The organism is Rhodococcus sp. NPDC076796 (assembly GCF_040702765.1).
Classification (GTDB): Bacteria; Actinomycetota; Actinomycetes; order Mycobacteriales; family Mycobacteriaceae; genus Rhodococcoides.
Map to the genome: position 1 here is coordinate 360,827 of NZ_JBFBMS010000001.1, position 21,908 is coordinate 382,734.

Below are 21,908 nucleotides of genomic sequence, written 5' to 3' on the forward strand. Positions count from 1 at the left end.
TTCTCCACGCTACGAGCGTTTGGCCGATGCTGCCATCGAGAGCGAGGTTGTGGTGTCGCCGAGTTCGCAGTTGTGCAGCCCGAACAGGGAGACTCGCCTGCACAACTGCGAATTCGCTATATCGGTGCGCCCGCCTCACTGAGCTTGGCCCGAACTCGACGGACCACTTCGTCGGGACGAAGGCGCAGTTGTTCTGAATTGACCCGCACGATCTGCCAATCGCACTGCTGCAAGTCCTCGAACCTCTCGATGTCGCGGGTCCGTTGGCGCTCGTCGAGCCAATGGTGAACCCCCTCGTACTCGACCCCTACCCGCCATCGCGGCCAACCCAAGTCGATCCGGGCCACGAACCTGCCGGAACTGTCGCGGATCTCGACCTGGGTCTCGGGTTTCGGCAGGCCGGCCCCGACCAGGAGCAATCTGGTTCGGGTCTCCTGCGGCGACGCCGAGCCACCATCGGCGAGGTCCAGCGCCTCGAACAGCCGCCGGATCCCCCGTGTGCCCGGTCGGCAGCTCGCGTAGTCGCGCACCTTCTCTGCGCGCAGACCCGTTGCCGCCATCACGGAGTCGATGTACACCACAGACTGTGTCGGTGTGAACCAGCGCCCGATGTCGAATGCGGTGCGCTCCACGGTGGTCACGGCGAATCCCCGGACGACGAGTACATCATCGTCGTCGAAGGCGTCGTGGCGAATCGTCAACCCGGGCAACTGATGGGAACGACCGGCTGAGAGCACGCTCGGCGGCGCAGTCGAATCGATCCATTTCGCACCATGAACCGCAGCTGCAGAAATACCTGCAATGACGGCACCGTGGCCGACGCAGATCGATGCGGCGACGGCCATCGTCCGCGCATCGAGAGTGGTCCCGTCGCACACGTAGGTGTCGCGAAAGACCCTCACGTAGTCGCGGCCCAGCTCGTACCTGCTGAGAGCGCCCGAGCGTATCGCCTGCGAACCCCGAAACGGCCCGATCTGAATCCCCATGGCTCAACCCTGGCAGGGTCGACACTAAAGAAAGTGCCTGCTCAGCGATCTGTGGATAACTTTCTACCTATCCACAGATCACCGAACTCGCAGTTGTGCAGCAGAAAATAGGGTACTGGGCTGCACAACCGCGAGTTCGGCAGGAGGGCTCAGTGCGCGAAGTGCCGCGATCCCGTCAGATACAGGGTCACTCCCGCGTCCTGTGCCGCGGCGATCACTTCGTTGTCGCGTACCGAACCACCGGGCTGCACAACGGCTTTGACGCCTGCGCTCATGAGGACCTGCAGGCCGTCCGGGAACGGGAAGAACGCATCCGAGGACGCGACCGAACCGACGACGCGATCCCCGGCTCGCTGTACGGCGAGGTGGGCGGCGTCGACGCGGTTGACCTGGCCCATTCCGACGCCTACCGACGCACCGTCGTGGGCGAGCAGGATCGCGTTGGACTTCACGGCTCTACCTGCGCGCCAAGCGAATTCGAGATCCTTCAAGGTCTGCTCGTCGGCAGGTTCGCCGGCGGCGAGGGTCCAGTTGGCGGGATTGTCGCCGTCTGCGTCGAGCACGTCTCGCTGCTGCAGCAGTGCGCCGCCGGAGATGGGCTTGAGTTCGGCACCGGAAGTGGGCGGTGCGACCGCGAGCAGGACGCGAATGTTCTTCTTGCGCTGCAACACTCCGAGTGCACCGTCGGCGTAGGACGGCGCGATGATGACCTCGGTGAAGATCTCGGCTACCTGCTCGGCCATCTCGACGGTGACTTCACGGTTGGCTGCGATGACGCCGCCGTATGCGCTCACCGGATCGCAGGCGTGGGCCTTGCGGTGCGCCTCGGCGATGTCCTTGCCGACGGCGATGCCACACGGATTGGCGTGCTTGATGATGGCGACGGTGGGTTCGGCGTGATCGAACGCCGCGCGCCAGGCTGCATCGGAATCGGTGAAGTTGTTGTACGACATCTCTTTACCGTGCAACTGCTCGGCCTGCGCGATGCCTGCAGCAGCGGACGAGTCGACGTACAGGGCCGCCTTCTGGTGCGGGTTCTCGCCGTAGCGGAGCACGGCCGAGCGGTCCCAGGTTCCGCCGATCCATTCCGGGAACACCGTCTCGGTGTCGGGGGTCAGTACATTGCTCATCCACGATGCCACCGCGACGTCGTAGGCGGCCGTGTGCTGAAAGGCCTGTGCGGCGAGCGACGTGCGCTCGGCGAGGGTGAATCCGCCACCGGAGACGGCTGTGAGCACGTCCTCGTAGCGGGCCGGGTCGACGACGACGGCCACCGACGGATGGTTCTTGGCCGCGGCGCGCACCATCGACGGTCCGCCGATGTCGATCTGCTCGACGCATTCGTCCGGCGTCGCCCCACTGGCGACGGTCTCGGTGAACGGGTAGAGGTTCACCACGACGAGCTCGAACGCCTCGATGCCCAATTCCTCGAGCTGGGCAAGATGTTCGGGCTTACGGGTGTCGGCGAGCACGCCGGCATGCACGCGAGGATGCAGTGTCTTGACGCGTCCCTCGAGGGTCTCGGGAAATCCGGTGAGGTCCTCGACCTTGGTGACCGGGATTCCGGCGTCGGCGATCTTGCCGGCCGTCGATCCGGTGGACACCAGAGCGACGCCTGCGCTGTGCAAGCCGGTCGCCAGTTCGATCAGTCCGGTCTTGTCGTAGACGCTGACCAGCGCGCGGCGCACTGCTTTACGTTCACTCATCGGATTATCTGAGCCTTTCGTCCATCGGAGGTGACACCTTTGGCGGCCACGGCTGCGATCACGTCGACCAGCAACCGTCGCTCCACAGTCTTGATGCGTTCGTGCAACGCGGATTCGTCGTCGCCGTCGAGAACCGGTACGGCTTCCTGCGCCAGGATCGGCCCGGTGTCGACGCCGGAATCGACCAGATGAACCGTCGAACCGGTCAGTTTGACGCCGTGGTCGAGTGCGTCGCGCACGGCATGTGCACCGGGGAACGACGGCAGGAGCGCGGGGTGGGTGTTGACGATGCGTCCGGTGTAGGCCCCGAGGAATTGCGGGCCGAGGATCTTCATGAAACCGGCGGTGACGACCAGGTCGGGCTCGAAGCTCGAGGCGGCATCGGTGAGCGCGTGGTCCCAGGCCGATCGATCGGCGAAGTCTCGCAGGGCAATACGGAAGTGCGGGATCGCGGCCTCGTCGGCACGGCGGACTGCATCGCAGTCGCGATCGACTCCAACGGCGACGATGCGGGCGGGATAGTTCTCGGTGGCAGTCGCGGCTATGAGCGACTGCAGGAGCGAGCCGGTCCCCGATGCGAGGACGACGACCCGCGCGGGTGTCTCACGCAAGGCAGTCAGCGCACTACTCCTGAAATATCGAGGCGGATCGTTCGAGCCAGCGGAAAGCCTAGTCGCTGCGCCCTCGAGCCCTACCGGGCAGGTCCGTCCCGATCCCCGGGCGGTGCGACGATCTCGGCGTCCAACGGTTCGTCGGTAGCGGCCTCGACGGTCGCATCCGGTTCTTCGGCAGGGGGCATCTCGGCCGGGACGTCGTCCACGGCCTCGTCCACGACCTCCGCCTCGACGACCTCCTCGACCTGTTCGACCTGTTCGTCGCCCTCGGGCTCGGATGGGGCGGCCTCGATCGCCAACTCGGCCGCAGCGACGGGAGTCGGAACGGGCTCGTCCTGGACCGGCTCGGGTTCTGCTCGACGCCACACGACGAGGGCCGCGGAGGCGGACCCGGCGACGGCCAGCCACGCGAATGTCAGCAGCCCGAAACTCCAGACGGTGACTTCGACGGTGCCGAAGGTGCCGAGGTTTCCGCCTGCGGCGTAGCCGAACAGCGCGGCGAGCACACCGGTTGCGGCTGCCACGACCCACACGGACGACACTGCGACCTGGATGTCGGCGCTGCGGATTGCGCAGTCGCGGCCGAGCAACAATCCGGCACCGATCGGGACGACGAGCATCACGACCCAGATCGTCTGGGCCGATCCTTCGGGAAGGACGGCCAGGATCGGCAGCGGCGGGAGCGGCCCTCCCGTCGTCGAGAACAAGCTGACCGACGCGTCACCGAACCCGGCAGTGGAACCGGTGGCCACCGCGAGGGCACCGATGACGACGTTGGGAAGGTAGAGCACCGACAGCACGGTCAGCCCGAGCATGCCGACGACATCGCGTCCGCTCTCGACCAGTGCGCCCGCGGTCTCCCAGGAGGCGAGCAGGGCGAGCAGTACGACGGCGGCACCGCCTGCAGCAAGGATCGATATCGCGCGCACGAGGGGCGCAACGAGCGCGCGCACCCAGTCCGGGAATCCGCGGCGGGCCACCAGTGAGTCCCAGCGCGCGAGAAGCAGACCGGTTCCGGACGCGGCCGCGTGCACGCCTGCGACCCAGGAGAAGGCAACGAGTGCGTTGGGGCTGGACAGTCCGATGACGGTGGACGCGTCCTTGGCGACGGCCAGGGCAATGGCGGTGACCGCGAGCGGGCCGGCCATCGACGCCGCGAACACCCACCGAACCACGCGGCGTTCGGTGTCGGAGTCCACGGCATGGTGGACGGTGCGGGCGACGGACCAGCCGATGATGAGTGTCGGCAGGAGCGGTGCGATGCCGAGGGACGTGCCGCCGATGCTCAGGGGTACCAGGTGCACGGCGAACCACGACCCGGCGATCGCTCCGAGGGTTCCGGTGAGGTCGCTGTTGACCGAGACGAGGGTGACCAGAGCCAGGGTCGTCGCAACGACCACGACCAGTCCGGAGGTCTTGAAGGCCACTGCAGCGAGCATGCGCGACTGATCGGGCGTCGGTCCGGTGCCCGCACGGGGAGCCCGGGCGGCCGCGCGTCGCGTCTCTCGGTTCAATAGATCGCTCATCGCAACGAGAGTCGCATCATCTTCGCGGCGCGCCGGTCAGGCGCGCCGCGAAGCGAGCTGTGATGAAGCAATGAATCAGTCGCGCTTCTTCTCGTCCTCGGCGGGAGTGGCACCGAACGACTGCGTGGGCGCGCCGTACGGCGTCGACTGTTCACCCGATTCGGGCTCGTCCGACTTGGCCGGGGGCTGGCCGTATCCGGACGGCTGGCCGTACTGATACTGGTTCGGCGGGTAGGCCTGCCCGGCGGCCGGGCCGCTCGGACCGGTGTACGGCGGCGGTGCATAACCGCCCTGGGGCGACGGGGTGTTGGGGGCGGACTGTCCGTACGGCGGCTGTCCACCCGGGTTGTAGGAATGCTGCCCCGACGACTGTCCGCTCGGTGCCTGACCGCTGAGACCCTGACCGAAGTTCGACGAGGTTCCCTGGGGCTGACCGTACGACGGCGGATTGCCGTAAGCCTGCGGTTGCGACGGTCCACCGAACGATGTCGTCGGCGCGTTGTACGGGTTCTGCTGGCCGTATCCGGGCTGCTGGTTCTGATTGCCGTAGCCCGCGGGCTTGGGAGCCGGGGCCTTGACGATGCCCGCATCGAGCAGCAGTGCAGCCACCGCGGCGGCTGCTTGGACGAAGCCGAGGACGAGCACCAGGATCGCACCGATACCGAGCGAGCTGGTGGTGCTCGCGAACTCGTTGCCCTCCGCGCTGGGCAGGCTGAAGGACTGGAAGACCAGCACCAGCCAACCGGCGATCGCCAGGGCGGCCACCACGGCCTGATTCCTGGCGTCCTTCTGCAGCAGCGAGGCACCGGCGATCAAGCCCGCGGCCAGCAGTAGAGCAACCGACACCGCGCTTCCACCGGACGCGAAGAAGGTGGTGCTGAACGAGGTCTGGATGCTGCTCGGCAGTTCCTGAGACGACGTGACCTCGGCGGTCACGAGGTCGAGCAGTCCGAGCAGGAAGGTGACGACGCCGAGCCCGAGAATCACGAACGTGAGAATCTTCGGCAGACTCGACAGAGCTGATCCGGGCGACTTCGACTGCGGTGCAGCGGAACCCGGGCCCGGCGCCGAGGTGCCGGGGACCGGAGGGCCGAAGGGATTGGACACCGACGGCTGATGAAACGGCTGGTTCTGGCCCGGATGACCTTGTGGGTTGGACGACGGCTGATTCGGCGAGGACGACGGGCCGTAGGACGGTCCACCTCCGCCGTAGCCACCAGAGTTGGAGCCCCCTGATTCAGGGCTGCCGGGCGAGTAGGTCATCGCGTCTCCTCATCTGAGATTGTCCGTACCCCAGGTCGGTCGGGTCCGAGAACTCACGCTACTGCACGGACCCGACCGCTCGAGGAACTCCAGGTCAGCGGGAAGCAACCAGCTCGTGGTCGTTCGAGTCGGCAGCTTCGAGCTCCCGAACCAGCGGCAGGACCTTCGCCCCGAAGTACTCGATCTCCTCCTGGAAGTGCAGGAATCCGCCGAGAATCAGGTCGACGCCGCGGCGACGGTAGGCGACGATTCGCTCGGCCACCTGCTCCGGGGTGCCGATCAACTGGGTCTTGAAGCCGTCGTTGTACTGAACGAGGTCCTCGAACGTCGAATCGGCCCACATTCCCTTCTTGTCGCCCGTCGAATTGCCCGCCTGCTGCACCGCTCCCTTGAAACCTTCGACAGCGGGCTTGTTCGCCTTCTCGATGATCTCGCGCAATGTGTCTCGGGCTTCCTTCTCGCTGTCTCGGGCGATGATGAAGCCGTTGAGCCCGAACTTGACCTCACGCCGGTGATCACGCGCAACGCGTCGGAGATTGTCGAGTTGTTCGGTGACGCCGTCGAAATCTTTGCCGTTGCTGAAGTACCAGTCCGAGTACCGTCCGGCATTCTCCTGCGCCGCAGACGAATTGCCGCCCTGGAACAGTTCGGGGTTGGGGCGATCGGGAGTGTTCAGCGGTTTGGGCTTGAGGGTGAAGTCGTGGATCCGGTAGAAGTCACCGCGGAAGTCGACGTCGTCCTCGGTCCAGATCTTTCGCAGCACCTGCAGGAATTCTGCACTGCGACGGTATCTCTCGTCGTGCTCGAGCCATGGCTCACCCAGGTGGGTGAACTCGTCCTTGAACCAGCCACTGACGACGTTGACGGCGAATCGGCCGTTCGAGAGGTGATCGGCAGTGGCACCGAGCTTGGCGAGGACCGCCGGCTGCCACAGCCCGGGATGTACTGCGGCAATGACTTTCAGCCTCTCCGTCGCCAGCAGCAGCGCAAGCGAGAAGCTGGTCGACTCGTGCTGGAACTCGGCCCCGTAGCTGGCTTCGTAACGAACCTGACTCAGGGCGTACTCGAAACCGTTGTTCTCTGCCGTCTGCGCCAGCTTCTTGTTGTACTCGTAATCCCAACTGGTGCGCTGCTCGATGGTGCTGGTGACCAGGCCTCCCGAGACGTTCGGTACCCAGTATGCGAATTTGATTGCGTCGGTGATTTTTTCGGTGCTCATGTGTGCGTCATCCTTCAGCGGATGAATGTGCCATCCACGCACTCAGATGGCGTGAATGTCACATTGATCCGGAAATCGGGGGTCGGATCGGGGCCAGAGGTCGGGACTACGAGTACCAGGTCGGCTCGGGCAGTTCGCCCGTGAGAACCCAGCGCCCGACCTCGCGTCGCTTGTATGCGACCGGATCGTGCAGGGTGTGCGTACGCACGTTGCGCCAGAAGCGGTCGAAGCCGTACTTGCTGGCCGTCGCTCGTGCGCCGAGCGCCTCGAACACCGCCCCGGTGATCTCGAGCGAGACCTCCGTGGCGCGAGCCTTGACGGCGGCGACGCGTACCTCGTGCTCACCGCGTTCTTCGGCGGTGACGTTCCAGGCGTTGTCGTGGATCTTCTTTCCTTCCAACGCAACTGCGTCGGCGAGGGCTTCGACGGCCCAGAGCTTGGAGGTCAGATCGCCGTAGATGTCGATGATGTACGGCTCGTCGACGGCCTTGTCCACGGTGCTGTGCAGCCACGCGCGGGTTTTGTCCTTGGTGTACGACGCAGCCTCCTCGAGAGCGCCCCTGGCGATACCGAGGTAGAAGTTGACGAACACCAGCTGAATGGTCGGGACATTGAGGGTGTTGTAGACCCGCGGCTGAAAAGCTTTGTCCACGAACCCTGCTGCGCTCGCCCAGTCGACGCGAACCTTGTCGATGGTGACGCTGCCGCTCTCGGTCTGCCGCTGGCCGATGTTGTCCCAGTCGTCATGGAAGGACAGCCCTTCGATGTTCGAGGGCACGATCGCGAACACGTGATCGGTGCTGCCTTCGAGTGCCCCTTCGAGCACGGTGACGTCGGAGACGCGGCTGCCGGTGGAGAAGGTCTTGGAACCGTCGAAGACGATGGTGTCGCCCTCGTCGGTGACGGCGACGTCGTTGTCCCGAGGGTTGACGGCACCGCCGAAGAACCACTTGTTCTTCGTGGCGTCTGCCTCGACGGCCTCGATCTGCTCGGGGGTGCCGACGAGTCGGGCGGCCCAGAACCACAGCAGGTGGTAGCCGAGCAGCTGGCCGATGGATCCGTCGGCCTTCGAGACCGTGCGAACGACCTGGTACGCGGTGGGCCAGTCCTGGCCTGCGCCACCATGTTCGATGGGGCCGAGCAGGGTGACCAGGCCCGCGTCCTTGAGCAACTGCACCTCGGCGGCGGGAATCTCGCGGCCCTTGTCGCGAGCGACGGCATCGACTGCGAGCAGTTGAGCCACCTCACCCGCGCGGGAAATCCATCCGGCTGCAGTGGTGGGGGCGTCGGGCCAGGACTTGGTGAGGGCACGGTTCTCGGTGGTTGTCATGACGATCAGTGAAGTCCGACGGCTGATCGATGACCACACTTCGATTCAGCATGATTTTAAGAACTACGTTTCAGGTCCGTTTCGACCCCCAAAAAAGACCCCGTGACAGTTATCTGCAATTTGTAACGCGTCACTACCGACGAGGCTTATTGTGTTGCACATCACAAGCCGGTGAGCCAATTCGCTCGCCCTCCCCTAGGACGCCCCCTATGCGCAAGTCACTGTTCGCCACCGCCGCCGCTGCCGGTGCTCTCGCTGTTGCCGTCATCTCCCCTGCTGTCTCCAATGCCGCCGACACCGTCCTGACCTTCACGGTGCTCGGAGGCGCACTCAACATCACCGCGCCCGCAAGCCAGGCGCTGACGGTCACCGGGGACGTTGCAAGCGGAGGAATCACGCCGGTCGTCGTTTCCGACCAGCGACTCGGTATCAACGGTTGGACCGCGTCGGCAATCAGCAGTGACTTCGAGAAGCCCTCGCCGGACCCGGCAACGATTCCCGCGTCGGCCGTCACCTACTCGGCACCGCTCCTGCCTGCACGTACGGGAATCTCGACGGTGGCCGGAGTACTGGTACCGCAGACCATCGACTCCACAACGGCAGTCGTCGTCGCTACCGCGGTCATCGGTGCCAATACCGCCACCTGGACCGGCACCGTGGAGGTCGATCTGCCCTCCGAGGTCGTAGCCGGTACCTACACGGGCACCGTCACACATTCGGTTGCATGATCTGTAGATGTCACCGAATCGGGGATTGGCAGTCGGAGTTCTGGCTCTTCTGACGTTCGCTTCAGCGCTCGTCGCCCAGGCTCCGGCTGTCGCTCAACAGCCAACCGAACCGGCGCCGGTGGGCAGCGTCGGAATACGACTGCTCGAAGCGCCGGTAGCCCTACAGGACGACCCACGAGCGATGGCGTACATCATCGACAACCTGCCTCCTGGCACCACAATCACCAGGCGCATCGAGGTCAGCAACAGCAGCGATCAAGAACAACCGGTGACGCTGTACCCCGCCGCCGCCTCGATCGGAGCGGACGACGGCGGCTTCGAAGTGGGTGACGACCGCGCCGTCAACGAACTGACGACGTGGATGTCCGTGGCACCGACGGACATCACGCTCGCTCCCAACGCCGCAGCCGAAGCGGTGGTGACCATCGCGGTTCCACCGGACGCCCCCGAAGGTGAGCAGTACGCCGTCGTATGGGCGCAGACCGCCGCGGCACCGACCGGGACGGGTATCCAGAACGTCAGCCGAGCCGGAATCCGCACCTACCTCTCGGTCGGTCCCGGAAACGGTCCGCCGGCCGATCTGGAGATCGGCGGCGTCACCGCGGCACGCAGCGACTCGGGCGCACCGGAGGTACGTGCAGAAGTGACGAACACCGGCGGGCGCGCCCTCGATCCGAGCGGGACGGTCGAGCTCTCCGGTGGTCCCGGCGGGATTTCCAGTACGCCGGTCAAGGGGTCGGGTGGTTCCATCGCGCCGGGCCAGACGGGGAACGTGACCTTCACACTCGATGCAGCTCTCCCGGCAGGGCCGTGGCAGGCGGCGATCACCATCACCAGTGGGTTGGTGAACAAGACATCGGACGTCGAACTGACTTTCCCCGACCAGGGGTCGGTCGCCGCAGCAGGATCCTCGTCCGAGTCGGGTACTCCAGCGTGGATCTGGGCGGCCGTTGCGTTGGGAATCATCGCCGTCGCGGCAGCATTCCTCGTGGCGATTCGGCAACGAAGGACCACCTGACATGCGACGTATGGCAATGGCAGTCGGATTGGCGGTGGTCCTTGCGGCCACCGCCCATCCGGCGGTATCGGCACAACCCTCACCCGAGATACCCACAACCGCAACAGCATGCGCGGCGGACCCGACACCGACGACTACCCCCGTTCCAGCCGACCCGATCGCACCGACAACCACGCCGACGCCGACGGTCGAGTGCGCACCCTCCGAGCCGATCGTCACAACCACACCCTCACCGACGGAAGCCACCGAAGTGCCGACTGTGCCGATCGTGCCGACTGTGCCGACGACGATTTCCCCCACCGAGACCGCAGCCGCCCTGCCGACGATGGAACCGACCCCCACCACCACGGCAGTCCCGACGACCACGGCAGTCCCCACCACCACGGCAGTCCCGACGACCATGACAGTCCCGACGACCATGACAGTCCCGACGACCACGGCAGTCCCGACCACCACAACAGTGCCGACGACCACCGCGACCGTCGAGCCGACAGGCGCGTCATCGACAACCGCGGTGCCCACGTCGGTTCCGGACGCAACCACCTCGATCAGCGCCGTCCCATCTCCTGAGGCTGCCGCTCGCGCGGCTGCAGCACCCGCCGCGAGCTTGCTGAACATTCAGGCGAACAGCGGACTGATCGCACAAGCAGGGCAGGGTGCGTTGACTCCTGGGGTGCCATGGACCGGGAACATGAGCCTGAGCGTGGTCAACGTACTCGGCAACTGGACTTCCACGGTGAGCCTGTCGCCGTTCCGCGGCGAAAACACCGGGAGGACGGTCACGCCGGTCGCGTCCTACTCCGCTCCCGAGACCAACTGCCTACTTCTGTTCGTGAAATCCCCCGGCGTCAGCAACGTGCCGCTCTCGGCTACCGCCGTCGACGCGAAAACCGGTGGGGGCGTGGCGTGTCTGACCAGTTGGACGGCCACGGTGAACATCTTGGTGCCGAACAGTGATCTGCTCGCCGATACCTATACCGCAACTCTCACTCATTCGATTTACTGAGCAAGGGTCATCCGCGCAGAATCTTGTCCATCTTCTTGCCCTTGGCGAGTTCGTCGATCAGCTTGTCCAGGTAGCGGATTTTCTGCATCAGGGGGTCTTCGACGTTCTCGACGCGGATGCCGCAGACGACTCCGGTGATCAGCTCCGCGTTCGAGTTGAGGTCCGCCGCCGCGAAGAAGTCGTCGAACGTCGTTTCGGCCTGCAGATGATGGTCGAGGGCCGACTGGTCGAAACCGGTGAGCCATCGAATGATCTCGTCGACCTCGGCTTTCGTCCGGCCTTTGCGCTCGGCCTTGTTCACGTAGTGCGGATAGACCGAGCTGAAGGCTGTGGTGAAGATCCTGTGCACGCGGATCAATCTAGACCCCTTCGCGTGAATGTGACATTGCACCGCCCAGACGCATGCAGTGGTCCATTGACGCGAAGCCGGGGGCGCACGAAAAAGCCCGCCACCGACATCGGTGGCGGGCTTTTCACAGAAGCGAGTCCTACTTGACGGACAGCGATTCCAGGATTTCGCGCGCGAGGGCAGCGGTCTCGGACGGCGTCTTGCCGACCTTGACGCCTGCGGCCTCTAGTGCGTCCTTCTTCGCCTGCGCCGTTCCCAGCGAGCCGGAGACGATGGCGCCGGCGTGGCCCATGGTCTTGCCCTCCGGAGCGGTGAAGCCTGCGACGTAGCCGACGACCGGCTTGGTCACGTTGGCCTTGATGTAGTCGGCTGCGCGCTCTTCGGCGTCGCCGCCGATCTCACCGATCATGACGATGATCTTGGTCTCGGGGTCCGCTTCGAATGCCTCGATGGCGTCGATGTGGGTGGTTCCGATGACGGGGTCGCCGCCGATGCCGATGGCCGTCGAGAATCCGAAGTCGCGGAGCTCGAACATCATCTGGTAGGTCAGCGTGCCGCTCTTGGAGACCAGGCCGATGGGGCCGGTTCCCGAGATGTTCGCGGGCGTGATGCCGACGAGAGCCTCACCGGGGGTGATGATTCCGGGGCAGTTCGGTCCGATGATGCGGGTCTTCTTGCCCTTCTCCACGTTGTAGGCCCACGCGTACGCGGAGTCCTGCACGGGGATGCCCTCGGTGATGACGACGAGCAGCGGGATTTCCGCGTCGATGGCCTCGACGATGGCGTCCTTGGAGAATGCCGGCGGCACGAACGCGATGGAGACGTCGGCTCCGGTCTTCTCCATGGCCTCGGAAACCGAAGCGAAGACCGGGAGTTCGATGTCGTTGCCGTCGGCGTCGACATGCTTGACCGTGGTTCCGGCCTTACGTGCGTTGACGCCACCGACGACCTGGGTTCCGGCCTTGAGCATCAGGGCGGTGTGCTTGGTGCCTTCGCCGCCGGTGATGCCCTGGACGATGACCTTGTTGTCCTTGTTCAGAAAAATTGACATGGTTTCCTCTACTTCGCTGCCAGCTCGGCGGCCTTGTCGGCGCCCTCGTCCATGGTTCCGGCGAGCGTCACCAGCGGGTGCGCGGCGTCGGCGAGAATCTTGCGGCCCTCTTCGACCTTGTTGCCGTCGAGACGGACGACCAGCGGCTTGTTGGCGTCGTCGCCCAGCTTCTGCAGTGCGCCGACGATGCCGTTGGCTACGGCGTCGCATGCGGTGATTCCGCCGAAGACGTTGACGAACACGCTCTTGACCTGCTCGTCACCGAGGATGACGTCGAGGCCCGCGGCCATGACCTCGGCCGAAGCGCCGCCGCCGATGTCGAGGAAGTTGGCGGGCTTGACGCCGCCGTGTGCCTCGCCCGCGTATGCGACGACGTCGAGGGTCGACATGACCAGTCCGGCACCGTTTCCGATGATGCCGACCTGTCCGTCGAGCTTGACGTAGTTGAGGTCGTTCTCCTTGGCCTTGGCCTCGAGGGGATCGGCTGCGTCCTTGTCCTCGAACTCGGCGTGGCCGGCCTGACGGAAGTCGGCGTTGGCGTCGAGCGTGACCTTGCCGTCGAGGGCGAGGATCTGATCGTCCGGGGTGCGAACCAGCGGGTTGACCTCGACCAGGAGAGCGTCTTCGTTGATGAAGACCTCCCACAGCTTCTGGATGGTCACCGCAGCGGCGTCGAGCACCTCGGCGGGAAGCTTGCCCTTTTCGGCGATTTCACGAGCGAAAGCAAGATCGACGCCCTTGACGGCGTCGACCGGGATACGTGCGAGTGCGTCGGGGTTCTCCTCCGCCGTCACCTCGATTTCGACGCCACCCTCGACCGAACACATTGCGAGGTAGGTGCGGTTGGTGCGATCGAGCAGGAAGGAGATGTAGTACTCCTCGGCGATGTCGGAGGCTTCTGCAACGAGAAGCTTCTTGACGACATGGCCCTTGATGTCGAGTCCGAGAATCGCTTCTGCGTTCTCGGTGGCTGCTGCGACGTCCTTGGAGTACTTGACGCCACCGGCCTTGCCGCGGCCGCCGACCTTGACCTGCGCTTTGACCATTACTGGCTTGCCGATTTCTTCGGCAATCTCTGTTGCTCCGGCGACCGTGTCGGTGACACGACCTGCGGAGGTGGGTACGCCATGCTTGGCGAACAATTCCTTCGCCTGGTATTCGAAGAGATCCATCAGCTCACCGTCTCGTCTACGTTGACGCCCGCTCCAGGGGTGTGAGCGGGTCTGAGCATGGACTTTATCCAGGTGCCCCGACGGCGCATCGGGCGCATGCATGCTATGTGGCCTATCTCACCGCTACCGGGCCGGTGCAATCGGAGTCACCGATCCGTGCGGCGGGCCGAAAGTGCCGCCGCGACAGCGAGAACGACGATTCCGACCACCGACGGCACGACGCCGGGGCCCATTTCCGGATCGGTGGCACGCGCAGATGTCAGAGGCCAGGACGCCAGATGCACGATCCCGGCGACGGCTGCCCCGCCGAGCAGGACGCTGCCGCGCGCGGGCCGAGCTCGCGCCGCGACGACGGCGGCAAGAACAACTCCGACGGCGAGCAGCATCTGTCCCCAGGTGTCCCAGCCCCACGGGAACTCGGTGACCGTCGCGGCCGTCAGGTCGCTGCCTCGATACAGGGGCAGGGCCAGGCCCACCGCCAGCAGCACAGCACCGAACAATCCGGTGCCGAGCACGACGCCGTCGGTCGCTGCGTCCTGGGACGTGTCGACGTCGTCGCGCTCGGCCGATCCGGCGAACAGTGCCAGCAATCCGGTCGTCACCGCCGCCACGACGCCCGCGATGATCGCCAGAGCGCCGACGCCGGTGCTCACCCCCTCCACGTCCTCGGCGAGCACCACCGACTGCAGAACCGCGGCCGCAGCAGCCACCGCGCCGAGCCAGAACATCGACACGAACGGCCGCGCAGCCGAGGCGAACTCGGAGAACAGCAGCGGCACCGAACCCAGAATCATCACGAATCCGGCGACCAAGACCACGCGAGTGGCCAATATCTGTGGCGCGGCGATCCCCGAGTCGGTCTCCAGAATCGGCAGCAACGATCCGGCGACGAACAGCACGCCGGACAGCACTCCTGCAGTCCCGGCTGCGGCGTGCCACCTCGTCGTTCCGGGACCGGCGACGCCGCGGACCCCTCGCGTACCCGTCTCGCGCTGCTGCGCGCTCTCCAGCGCTCGACGGTCGCGCGCTGCCGCGACGGGCGCGAGCACTGCGCCGCAGACCAGTAGTCCGAGCCCGGCGACCGTTCCCAGGTAGGCACCGAGTCCGGCATCCACCCGGTCACCGGTACCGAGTCCCGCGAGTAGACCGACCCCGGCGAACCCGAGCACCCCGAGCCCGGCTCCGACGGATGCACCCGACGCCACCTGCGGTGACAGTGCGGCCAGCGCAGATGCGGCCACGACGAGTGCCGCGATACCGACAACTCCGGAGCCCACCGCGACGAACACCGGCGACTCGACCACCGCCGTCACGATCACCACCGGATCGGACGAGCGGTACAGCGAGGCGAACGCCGCAACCGCCGCCAGCACACCGAACGCGCCGAGCAGCCCCGCGAGCATCGGCCCGACACGCCCCGCGGCCGCGCGCCCCACGTGCTCGGAATACACCGAGTGGCCGTACCCGTCACCGAGCCCGGCGCGGTGCACCGCAGACCACCCCGCAACACCCGCCAGAACCGACACAGCGTGACCGACGAGCAGAACGTAGGCGCCGGGGGTGGCGTCGAGCATCGCGGCGCTCAGCGGGCGGAAGAGCTCGAGCCGATTCGCGTCGATGGGATCGGACAACAGGGCGACGTCGAGCAGTGTGAATCCGAGTGCCACTGCGCCGTATCCGGCCAGAAGCGCCGCAGCGAACTCGACGCGTTTGCCCACCACGCACACCGCGGCTGCGATGACCACGACGACGGGGACGGCACCGGCCAGGATCGCGGCCACCATTGCCCCGTCACCCACCGGCGAACCGTCGACGCTGCGGACGACGCCGATCAGTTGGGCCACCACCGCGGCGACCGCAGCGATCAGAGCGAGTACGACGGCGAGCGCGATGCGCGGGGTGGGCGACGGATCGTCCGCTCGGCCGAACTCCCCTTCCTGGGGTCGGATCCGTTGTGGTTCCGCTCGCTCGGAGCCGCGGGCGGACGAGTCGTCGAAGGTGGGAGTCGGCACTCGGATCACGGTATCGGCTCGATCGGTGCGAGAACCGTTACTGTCGCCGTGTGCCGTCCACGGGTTCTCGTGTCCGATTACGAATGTGGCTCGTCACGACATAACCGCTGGTCGACTTGTGAGCCATCTCACATATGACGCCGGTTTGGGCTGTTAACTTGCGCGCCCCGCAATCATTTCGTTACCGTCTGCCGAGTCTTTCAGTAACGGCCAGGTCACGGATAACGGAGGTTGTAGGTCTTGCAGCAACACCGTGCGTCCTTCACGTCAAGCCGGTTCTCTCGACCAACGGCCGAAGACGCGACCACGGTGTACAGCTACGAGCCCATCTCCGAGCCTGCCGAGGACAACAGCGCGTACGACGCGTACTCCTACCCCACGCACCAATACGCCGAGGCCCAGTACGCCGAGGCCGAGTTCGTCGAGACTCCGTACATCGCAGCCGACGAGTCGCCGACCGTCGTCACCTCGTTCGCCACCACCGCAGACGCCACCCCCGTGGCCCGTCGCGGCGGCGCACACCGCATTCCCCTTCCCCCCACCGCACTCAAGGGCCGGGCTGCAGTTCTCGCAGTCGCCGCCGGTGCGGTTGTCGCGGCAGGCCAGGCCGTCGTCAACGACGACTCACCCGCCGCAGTCGCCACCTCCGAGTACGCACTCGCCGCCGGTGAAGCACCCGCCGCTGCAGCAGTCGCGGCCACCACCACTCCGCAGACCACCGAGATCGAAGCCGACTCGTCCAGCGCGACGCCGTCGGAGGCACCGCAGATTCTCAGCATCGCTGCACCGGTGGATCTGAGCCAGTTCAACGACCTGCTCGCCAAGGGACAGCGGTTCAGCGAAGAGCGTGCCGCACGCGAAGCCGCTGCTCGCAGGCCGCTGTTCGCACTCCCGGCGCAGGGCACCTACACCTCCAACTTCGGCACCCGCTGGGGCGTTCTCCACGCCGGCGTAGACGTCGCCAACGCCATCGGAACTCCGATCTACGCCGTCGCCGACGGCAAGGTGATCGACTCCGGTCCCGCCGCAGGCTTCGGTATGTGGGTTCGCGTGCAGCACGCCGACGGCACGATCACCGTCTACGGCCACATCGACACCTCGACCGTCACTGTCGGTCAGGACGTCATGGCGGGCGATCAGATCGCAACCATGGGCAACCGCGGCTTCTCCACCGGCCCGCACCTGCACTTCGAGGTCCACCTTCCGGGCGAGGTCAAGATCGACCCGCTTCCGTGGCTCGCGTCCCGAGGAATCTCCCTCGGACCCGAAATGGACTGAATTCTCCTTCATCGGACAACAAGCCGGACCCCGCTTTCGCAGGGCCCGGCTTTTTCGTGTACCGAAAAGCTCAGAGCTTGGTCATCGGGACGCCGCCGATGAGCATCATCTTCACGCGGCCGGCCGAACCGAAGTCGATCAACACCATCGCCTTGACTCCGGCACCGGTCGATTCCAGCACCGTGCCCAGGCCGTACTTGTCGTGGCTGACTCGATCGCCCACGGCGAGAACGAGGTTGGAGTTGCGGCCCTTGGCGGCACCGAAACTCGGCGTCGAACTCTGACCGCGATTCGAGGACCCGCCGTAGCTGCCCGAGCCGTAGTTGTTCGAGCCGTAACTGTTCGAGCCATATCCGCCACCCGAGCCGTAACTGCCGGATCTGCCCCCGCCGATGGCTCGGCCTCCCCCGGTGCCCGGATCCTCGCGTCGCCAGTCGATCAGGTGCTGCGGAACTTCTTGCAGGAAGCGCGATTCCGGGTTGGCGATGGGCTGGCCCCACGCCGAGCGCATGATGGCGCGCGTGAGGTAGAGCCGCTGCCGCGCCCGCGTGATGCCCACGTACGCCAGGCGTCGTTCCTCGGACAGTTCGTTGGGGTCGCCGAGCGCCCGCATGTGCGGGAATTGGCCGTCCTCCCAGCCCGTCACGAAGACCACCGGGAATTCCAGACCCTTGGCGGTGTGCAGCGTCATCAGGGTGACGACGCCGGTACCCGAATCGGGGATCTGATCGGTGTCGGCCACCAGCGATACCCGTTCGAGGAACGCCGCGAGCGACCCCGGCTCGGCCAACCCGTCGACGCCACCGTCCTCGTCGCCGTTCTCGTCGTCCCCGGTTTCGAGAGCTTCCGCCGCCACTGCGGCCTGGTTGCGCGCCTCGGAAGTGAATTCCCGTGCGACGCTGACGAGTTCGTTGAGGTTGTCGAGGCGTGCACCGTCCTGCGGATCACTGCTGGCTTCGAGTTCGGCGCGGTAGCCGGTGCGGTCGAGAACGGCTTCGACGACATCGCCGATGTCTGCGATGTCGTTGCCGTCCCCGTCGGTCGCGGTGAGCACTGCGCGTAGTTCGTCGAGCAACTCCATGAACTGCGCGATCAACTTCTGCTGCCGCGAGTTGAGCAACGCCACCTTGCCCGCGGCCGCGTCGTGCAACGCGCGCGAGAAGCTGATGTCGCGCTGCTCGGCGTGCACGGCGACACAGGCCTCGGCACGGTCGCCGATCCCCCGGCGGGGAGTGTTGAGGATGCGCCGCATGCTGACGGTGTCGTCCTCGTTGGACAGCACGCGCAGGTATGCGACGAGGTCACGTACTTCCTTGCGCTCGTAGAATCGGACGCCGCCGACGACCTTGTACGGCAGTCCGAGTCGGATGAAGATCTCTTCGAGCGCACGCGAGGAGTTGTTGGTTCGGTAGAAGACGGCCACCTCGTCGAAGCGCACGTCTCCGCCGTCGACGAGTCGGTCGATCTCCGAGGCCACGAACGATGCCTCGTCGTGCTCGTTGTCGGCGACGTAACCGACGATCAACTCGCCCTCGCCGGTGTCGGTCCACAGCTTCTTCTCGCGTCGGCCGATGTTGCGCGAGATCACCGCGTTGGCGGCCGAGAGGATGTTCTGCGTCGATCGGTAGTTCTGCTCGAGCAGGATGGTCCGCGCGTCGGGATAGTCGCGCTCGAATTCCTCGATGTTGCGGATCGTGGCACCACGGAAGGCGTAGATGGACTGATCCGCGTCGCCCACCACACAGAGCTCGCCCGGCGCGACGGTGCCCTCGAGTGCACCGTCGGCGTCGGGGGTACCGACCAGTTCGCGGACCAGCATGTACTGGGCGTGGTTGGTGTCCTGGTACTCGTCGACCAGAACGTGCCGGAACCGGCGTCGGTAGTACTGGGCCACCTGAGGGAACGCCTGCAGAATGCCCACCGTCTCGCCGATGAGGTCGTCGAAGTCCATGGCGTTGGCCGCGCGCAGCCGCTGTTGGTAGATGCCGTAGACCTTGGCCACCAGCCTGGGCAGCTCGGCGGGATCACCGTCGGCATCCTCCGCCGCCTTGTCGGGTCCGATCAGCTCGTTCTTCAGGTTCGAGATCGCCGTCGAGAGCAGCCGCGCCGAGAACTTCTTGGTGTCGATCTGCAGATCCTTGGAGATCATCGTCAGCAGCCGCCGAGAGTCGTCCGCGTCGTAGATGGAGAAGTTCGAGTTCAGACCGGGCAGCAGCGCAGCCTGCGCGCGCAGAATCCGCACGCAACTCGAGTGGAACGTCGAGACCCACATGGCGTTCGCTCGCGGTCCCACGAGTCCGGCGACTCGCTCGCGCATCTCGGCAGCGGCCTTGTTGGTGAACGTGATGGCCAGCACCTGGCCGGGTGACACTCCTCGCTCGGCCAGCAGATACGCGATGCGACGCGTCAGCACCGCCGTCTTGCCCGACCCGGCTCCGGCCACGATGAGCAGCGGAGATCCGGTGTGCACAACGGCCTCACGCTGCTGAGGATTGAGCCCTTCCAGCAGTGCGTCGGACGAGGTGTTCTGTCGGGATTGGAGGCCCTGGAGGAATGTGTTCATCGTGTGGTCAGGTTACCGGCGCGTACCGACAAACCCACATCCCGTGGTCGTCGGCCGAACCGACGACTTTTCAGGAGGGTTGACCCGTGGCACACTGGATCGGTGATCGAAAAAACCGTACGTCATCGCCTGCATCGGGTCGGCCGTTGTTCGGCCGCGCGTGCAGGAGCCTGTCGATAGACGCAACGCCCGGTTCCGGACGGGAACCGAACGATCGGCGATGCAGTTCCGAATACGAAAGGCGTAACGGTGACGGACGACGCAACGATCCAAGATGTGACCCGAGGAGAGACGATGGCCATGACGACGAAGATCGACTCAGAGACCGCATTGCCCACCAGCGAAGCCGAGATCAACGACCTGCGTCAGGAAATCGACCGCCTCGATGCCGAGATCCTCGCCGCAGTGCGACGTCGTTCCGAGGTCTCGCAGATCATCGGGCGCACCCGCATGGCCTCCGGCGGACCGCGCCTGGTTCACAGCCGTGAGATGAAGGTTCTGGAGCGTTTCAGCAGCCTGGGCCAGGAAGGCCACACGCTGGCCATGCTCCTGCTCCGTCTCGGCCGCGGTCGTCTCGGCCACTGATTCCAGCCCGGGTCGGGCGCGCCGAGTGCGCACCCGACCTGCGTTCGTTCACTTCAGAGCGATGTACTTGGTCTCGAGGTACTCCTCGATACCCTCGGATCCGCCTTCGCGGCCGAATCCCGATTCCTTCACCCCACCGAACGGTGCCGCCGCGTCCGAGATCACTCCGCGGTTGACGCCCACCATGCCACTGTCGATGGCGTCGGCCACCCGTAGCGCACGATCGAGACTCTCCGTGTAGATGTACGACGCCAAGCCGTACTCGGTGTTGTTGGCTGCGTCGATACCTTCCTGCTCGGTGTCGAAGCCGACGATCGGAGCCACCGGCCCGAACACCTCTTCCTTCAGGATTCTCGCCTCGGCAGGCACCTCGGTGAGGACGGTCGCCGGGTAGAAGTAGCCGTCGCCGCCCGGCGCGGTGCCCCCGAGCGCCACCGTCGCCCCCTTGGCCACCGCGTCGTCGACCAGTTCCTGCACGGTTTCGAGCTGATCGGCGTTGATCAGTGGTCCGAGCTTCGTATCGGGGTCGACGCCGGGGCCGAGCTTCATCTCGGCCATCTTCGCCACGAGTTTGGTGGTGAACTCCTCGCGCACGCTGTTGTGGACGTGCAATCGGTTCGCCGCGGTGCAGGCCTCGCCGCCGTTGCGCATCTTGGCGAGCATCGCGCCGTCCACCGCGTCGTCGATGTTCGCGTCGTCGAACACCACGAACGGTGCGTTGCCGCCGAGCTCCATCGAGGTGCGCAGCAGCCGGGTCGCGGACTTCTGGACGAGAGACTTGCCGACGCCCGTCGAGCCGGTGAAGGTGAGTTTGCGCATCCGCGGATCCTCGATGAGGGGTCCGGTGACGTCGCCGGACTTCGACGTCGTCAGCACTGAGAGCACACCTTCGGGCAAGCCGACCTCGTCGAAGATCTGAGCCAGCAACAGCATCGTCAGTGGGGTCTCACGAGCGGGCTTGACGACGATGGTGCAGCCGGCGGCCAGAGCGGGCCCGATCTTTCTGGTGCCCATCGCCAACGGGAAGTTCCAGGGTGTGATCGCCAGTACGGGCCCCACCGGAGCCTTGGTGACGAGGATTCGTCCATTGCCCGCCGGGGCCGGGGTGTAGCGACCGCCGATGCGTACTGCCTCCTCGGCGAACCAGCGGAAGAACTCGGCACCGTACTTCACCTCGGCCTTGGATTCTGCGAGGGCCTTACCCATCTCCAGGGTCATCAGCAGCGCGATGTCGTCGGCGCGTTCGGTGACCTTCTCGAACGCAGCTCGAAGAATTTCACTGCGCTCGCGGGCAGGTGTTGCCGCCCAGCTCTTCTGCGCCGCCGCGGCTGCGTCGAGCGCCTTCATCGCGTCGGCAGGCGATGCGTCGGCCACCTCCGTCAGGGGCCGCCCGGTGGCCGGATCGTTCACCGGGAACGTCTTACCTCCTTCGGCGTCTACGGCCTTTCCGCCGATCCACAGTTTTGCCGGAATCGAATCGATCAATGCACGTTGGTCCATAC

The 21,908-nt window shown here is 65.7% G+C and carries 18 protein-coding genes; 5 read left to right on the plus strand and 13 right to left on the minus strand.

Translation table 11 applies throughout. From position 1 onward, the window contains the following. Positions 1 to 116: 116 nt before the first annotated feature. The 7 genes from AB0366_RS01745 to AB0366_RS01775 form a co-directional block, all read right to left on the minus strand. On the minus strand, positions 117 to 986 hold the full coding sequence (locus tag AB0366_RS01745; RefSeq protein ID WP_366242466.1) for a hypothetical protein: 870 nt from the start codon (positions 984 to 986) through the stop codon (positions 117 to 119). Positions 987 to 1,135: 149 nt separating this feature from the next. Continuing rightward, the gene (gene purH, locus AB0366_RS01750; protein WP_366242467.1) at positions 1,136 to 2,692 is read right to left on the minus strand and encodes a bifunctional phosphoribosylaminoimidazolecarboxamide formyltransferase/IMP cyclohydrolase; all 1,557 of its coding nucleotides are present in this window, start codon (positions 2,690 to 2,692) and stop codon (positions 1,136 to 1,138) included. Next, the gene (gene purN, locus AB0366_RS01755; RefSeq protein ID WP_366242468.1) at positions 2,689 to 3,303 is read right to left on the minus strand and encodes a phosphoribosylglycinamide formyltransferase; all 615 of its coding nucleotides are present in this window, start codon (positions 3,301 to 3,303) and stop codon (positions 2,689 to 2,691) included. The genes purH and purN overlap by 4 nt, the downstream gene beginning before the upstream one ends. A gap of 80 nt (positions 3,304 to 3,383) precedes the next feature. Beyond that, positions 3,384 to 4,832 carry a DUF6350 family protein gene (locus AB0366_RS01760; protein ID WP_366242469.1) on the minus strand — a complete coding sequence of 483 codons (1,449 nt, stop codon included), beginning with the start codon at positions 4,830 to 4,832 and terminating at the stop codon, positions 3,384 to 3,386. A gap of 75 nt (positions 4,833 to 4,907) precedes the next feature. Next, complete coding sequence (locus tag AB0366_RS01765; protein ID WP_366242470.1) at positions 4,908 to 6,095, minus strand: DUF5336 domain-containing protein; 1,188 nt, start codon at positions 6,093 to 6,095, stop codon at positions 4,908 to 4,910. A gap of 94 nt (positions 6,096 to 6,189) precedes the next feature. Further along, positions 6,190 to 7,314 carry a dimethylsulfone monooxygenase SfnG gene (gene sfnG, locus AB0366_RS01770; RefSeq protein WP_366242471.1) on the minus strand — a complete coding sequence of 375 codons (1,125 nt, stop codon included), beginning with the start codon at positions 7,312 to 7,314 and terminating at the stop codon, positions 6,190 to 6,192. A gap of 106 nt (positions 7,315 to 7,420) precedes the next feature. After that, entirely contained in the window at positions 7,421 to 8,644 is a 1,224-nt protein-coding gene (locus tag AB0366_RS01775) for an acyl-CoA dehydrogenase family protein (RefSeq protein ID WP_187298558.1), read from the minus strand. A gap of 209 nt (positions 8,645 to 8,853) precedes the next feature. On the opposite strand from AB0366_RS01775, the gene AB0366_RS01780 reads away from it, so the two are divergent. The 3 genes from AB0366_RS01780 to AB0366_RS01790 are packed head-to-tail and all read left to right on the plus strand — an operon-like array spanning position 8,854 to position 11,396. Then, on the plus strand, positions 8,854 to 9,372 hold the full coding sequence (locus AB0366_RS01780; protein WP_366242472.1) for a hypothetical protein: 519 nt from the start codon (positions 8,854 to 8,856) through the stop codon (positions 9,370 to 9,372). Positions 9,373 to 9,379: 7 nt separating this feature from the next. Continuing rightward, positions 9,380 to 10,390: a hypothetical protein gene (locus AB0366_RS01785; protein ID WP_121870677.1), complete on the plus strand. Its 1,011-nt coding sequence runs from the start codon at positions 9,380 to 9,382 to the stop codon at positions 10,388 to 10,390. A gap of 1 nt (position 10,391) precedes the next feature. Continuing rightward, the gene (locus AB0366_RS01790; protein ID WP_366242473.1) at positions 10,392 to 11,396 is read left to right on the plus strand and encodes a hypothetical protein; all 1,005 of its coding nucleotides are present in this window, start codon (positions 10,392 to 10,394) and stop codon (positions 11,394 to 11,396) included. A 7-nt stretch (positions 11,397 to 11,403) separates the two neighbouring features. Here the strand turns inward: AB0366_RS01790 and AB0366_RS01795 are convergent, their stop codons facing one another. From AB0366_RS01795 to AB0366_RS01810, 4 genes are all read right to left on the minus strand, one after another. Next, on the minus strand, positions 11,404 to 11,745 hold the full coding sequence (locus AB0366_RS01795) for a DUF2200 domain-containing protein (RefSeq protein WP_366242474.1): 342 nt from the start codon (positions 11,743 to 11,745) through the stop codon (positions 11,404 to 11,406). Positions 11,746 to 11,884: 139 nt separating this feature from the next. Beyond that, positions 11,885 to 12,796 carry a succinate--CoA ligase subunit alpha gene (gene sucD / locus AB0366_RS01800; protein WP_121870681.1) on the minus strand — a complete coding sequence of 304 codons (912 nt, stop codon included), beginning with the start codon at positions 12,794 to 12,796 and terminating at the stop codon, positions 11,885 to 11,887. An 8-nt stretch (positions 12,797 to 12,804) separates the two neighbouring features. Continuing rightward, positions 12,805 to 13,968: an ADP-forming succinate--CoA ligase subunit beta gene (sucC, locus tag AB0366_RS01805; RefSeq protein WP_121870682.1), complete on the minus strand. Its 1,164-nt coding sequence runs from the start codon at positions 13,966 to 13,968 to the stop codon at positions 12,805 to 12,807. A gap of 146 nt (positions 13,969 to 14,114) precedes the next feature. Further along, entirely contained in the window at positions 14,115 to 15,980 is a 1,866-nt protein-coding gene (locus tag AB0366_RS01810) for a hypothetical protein (RefSeq protein ID WP_366242475.1), read from the minus strand. Positions 15,981 to 16,220: 240 nt separating this feature from the next. Here AB0366_RS01810 and AB0366_RS01815 point away from each other — a divergent pair, with 240 nt between their 5' ends. Next, a complete protein-coding gene (locus AB0366_RS01815; protein ID WP_366242476.1) occupies positions 16,221 to 17,258 on the plus strand; it encodes a M23 family metallopeptidase in 1,038 nt (345 codons plus the stop codon). Between the two features lie 70 nt (positions 17,259 to 17,328). Here the strand turns inward: AB0366_RS01815 and AB0366_RS01820 are convergent, their stop codons facing one another. Further along, positions 17,329 to 19,821: a UvrD-helicase domain-containing protein gene (locus AB0366_RS01820; RefSeq protein WP_366242477.1), complete on the minus strand. Its 2,493-nt coding sequence runs from the start codon at positions 19,819 to 19,821 to the stop codon at positions 17,329 to 17,331. Positions 19,822 to 20,115: 294 nt separating this feature from the next. Here AB0366_RS01820 and AB0366_RS01825 point away from each other — a divergent pair, with 294 nt between their 5' ends. Then, entirely contained in the window at positions 20,116 to 20,406 is a 291-nt protein-coding gene (locus AB0366_RS01825) for a chorismate mutase (protein WP_032396247.1), read from the plus strand. A 48-nt stretch (positions 20,407 to 20,454) separates the two neighbouring features. On the opposite strand, the gene AB0366_RS01830 is transcribed toward AB0366_RS01825, so the two are convergent. After that, positions 20,455 to 21,906 (minus strand): NAD-dependent succinate-semialdehyde dehydrogenase, encoded by a 1,452-nt coding sequence (locus AB0366_RS01830; RefSeq protein ID WP_366242960.1) that lies wholly within the window; start codon positions 21,904 to 21,906, stop codon positions 20,455 to 20,457. Positions 21,907 to 21,908 lie beyond the last annotated feature (2 nt).

What these genes read in the sequence shown, in the direction of transcription:
- AB0366_RS01760 (WP_366242469.1), bottom strand. Translation starts at nt 4,832, where the DNA reads ATGAGCGATCTATTGAACCGAGAGACGCGACGCGCGGCCGCCCGGGCT.
- sfnG (WP_366242471.1), bottom strand. Translation starts at nt 7,314, where the DNA reads ATGAGCACCGAAAAAATCACCGACGCAATCAAATTCGCATACTGGGTA.
- AB0366_RS01785 (WP_121870677.1), top strand. Translation starts at nt 9,380, where the DNA reads ATGTCACCGAATCGGGGATTGGCAGTCGGAGTTCTGGCTCTTCTGACG.
- AB0366_RS01775 (WP_187298558.1), bottom strand. Translation starts at nt 8,644, where the DNA reads ATGACAACCACCGAGAACCGTGCCCTCACCAAGTCCTGGCCCGACGCC.
- AB0366_RS01790 (WP_366242473.1), top strand. Translation starts at nt 10,392, where the DNA reads ATGCGACGTATGGCAATGGCAGTCGGATTGGCGGTGGTCCTTGCGGCC.
- AB0366_RS01745 (WP_366242466.1), bottom strand. Translation starts at nt 986, where the DNA reads ATGGGGATTCAGATCGGGCCGTTTCGGGGTTCGCAGGCGATACGCTCG.
- sucD (WP_121870681.1), bottom strand. Translation starts at nt 12,796, where the DNA reads ATGTCAATTTTTCTGAACAAGGACAACAAGGTCATCGTCCAGGGCATC.
- AB0366_RS01830 (WP_366242960.1), bottom strand. Translation starts at nt 21,906, where the DNA reads ATGGACCAACGTGCATTGATCGATTCGATTCCGGCAAAACTGTGGATC.
- purH (WP_366242467.1), bottom strand. Translation starts at nt 2,692, where the DNA reads ATGAGTGAACGTAAAGCAGTGCGCCGCGCGCTGGTCAGCGTCTACGAC.
- sucC (WP_121870682.1), bottom strand. Translation starts at nt 13,968, where the DNA reads ATGGATCTCTTCGAATACCAGGCGAAGGAATTGTTCGCCAAGCATGGC.
- AB0366_RS01825 (WP_032396247.1), top strand. Translation starts at nt 20,116, where the DNA reads ATGGCCATGACGACGAAGATCGACTCAGAGACCGCATTGCCCACCAGC.
- AB0366_RS01820 (WP_366242477.1), bottom strand. Translation starts at nt 19,821, where the DNA reads ATGAACACATTCCTCCAGGGCCTCCAATCCCGACAGAACACCTCGTCC.
- AB0366_RS01765 (WP_366242470.1), bottom strand. Translation starts at nt 6,095, where the DNA reads ATGACCTACTCGCCCGGCAGCCCTGAATCAGGGGGCTCCAACTCTGGT.
- AB0366_RS01780 (WP_366242472.1), top strand. Translation starts at nt 8,854, where the DNA reads ATGCGCAAGTCACTGTTCGCCACCGCCGCCGCTGCCGGTGCTCTCGCT.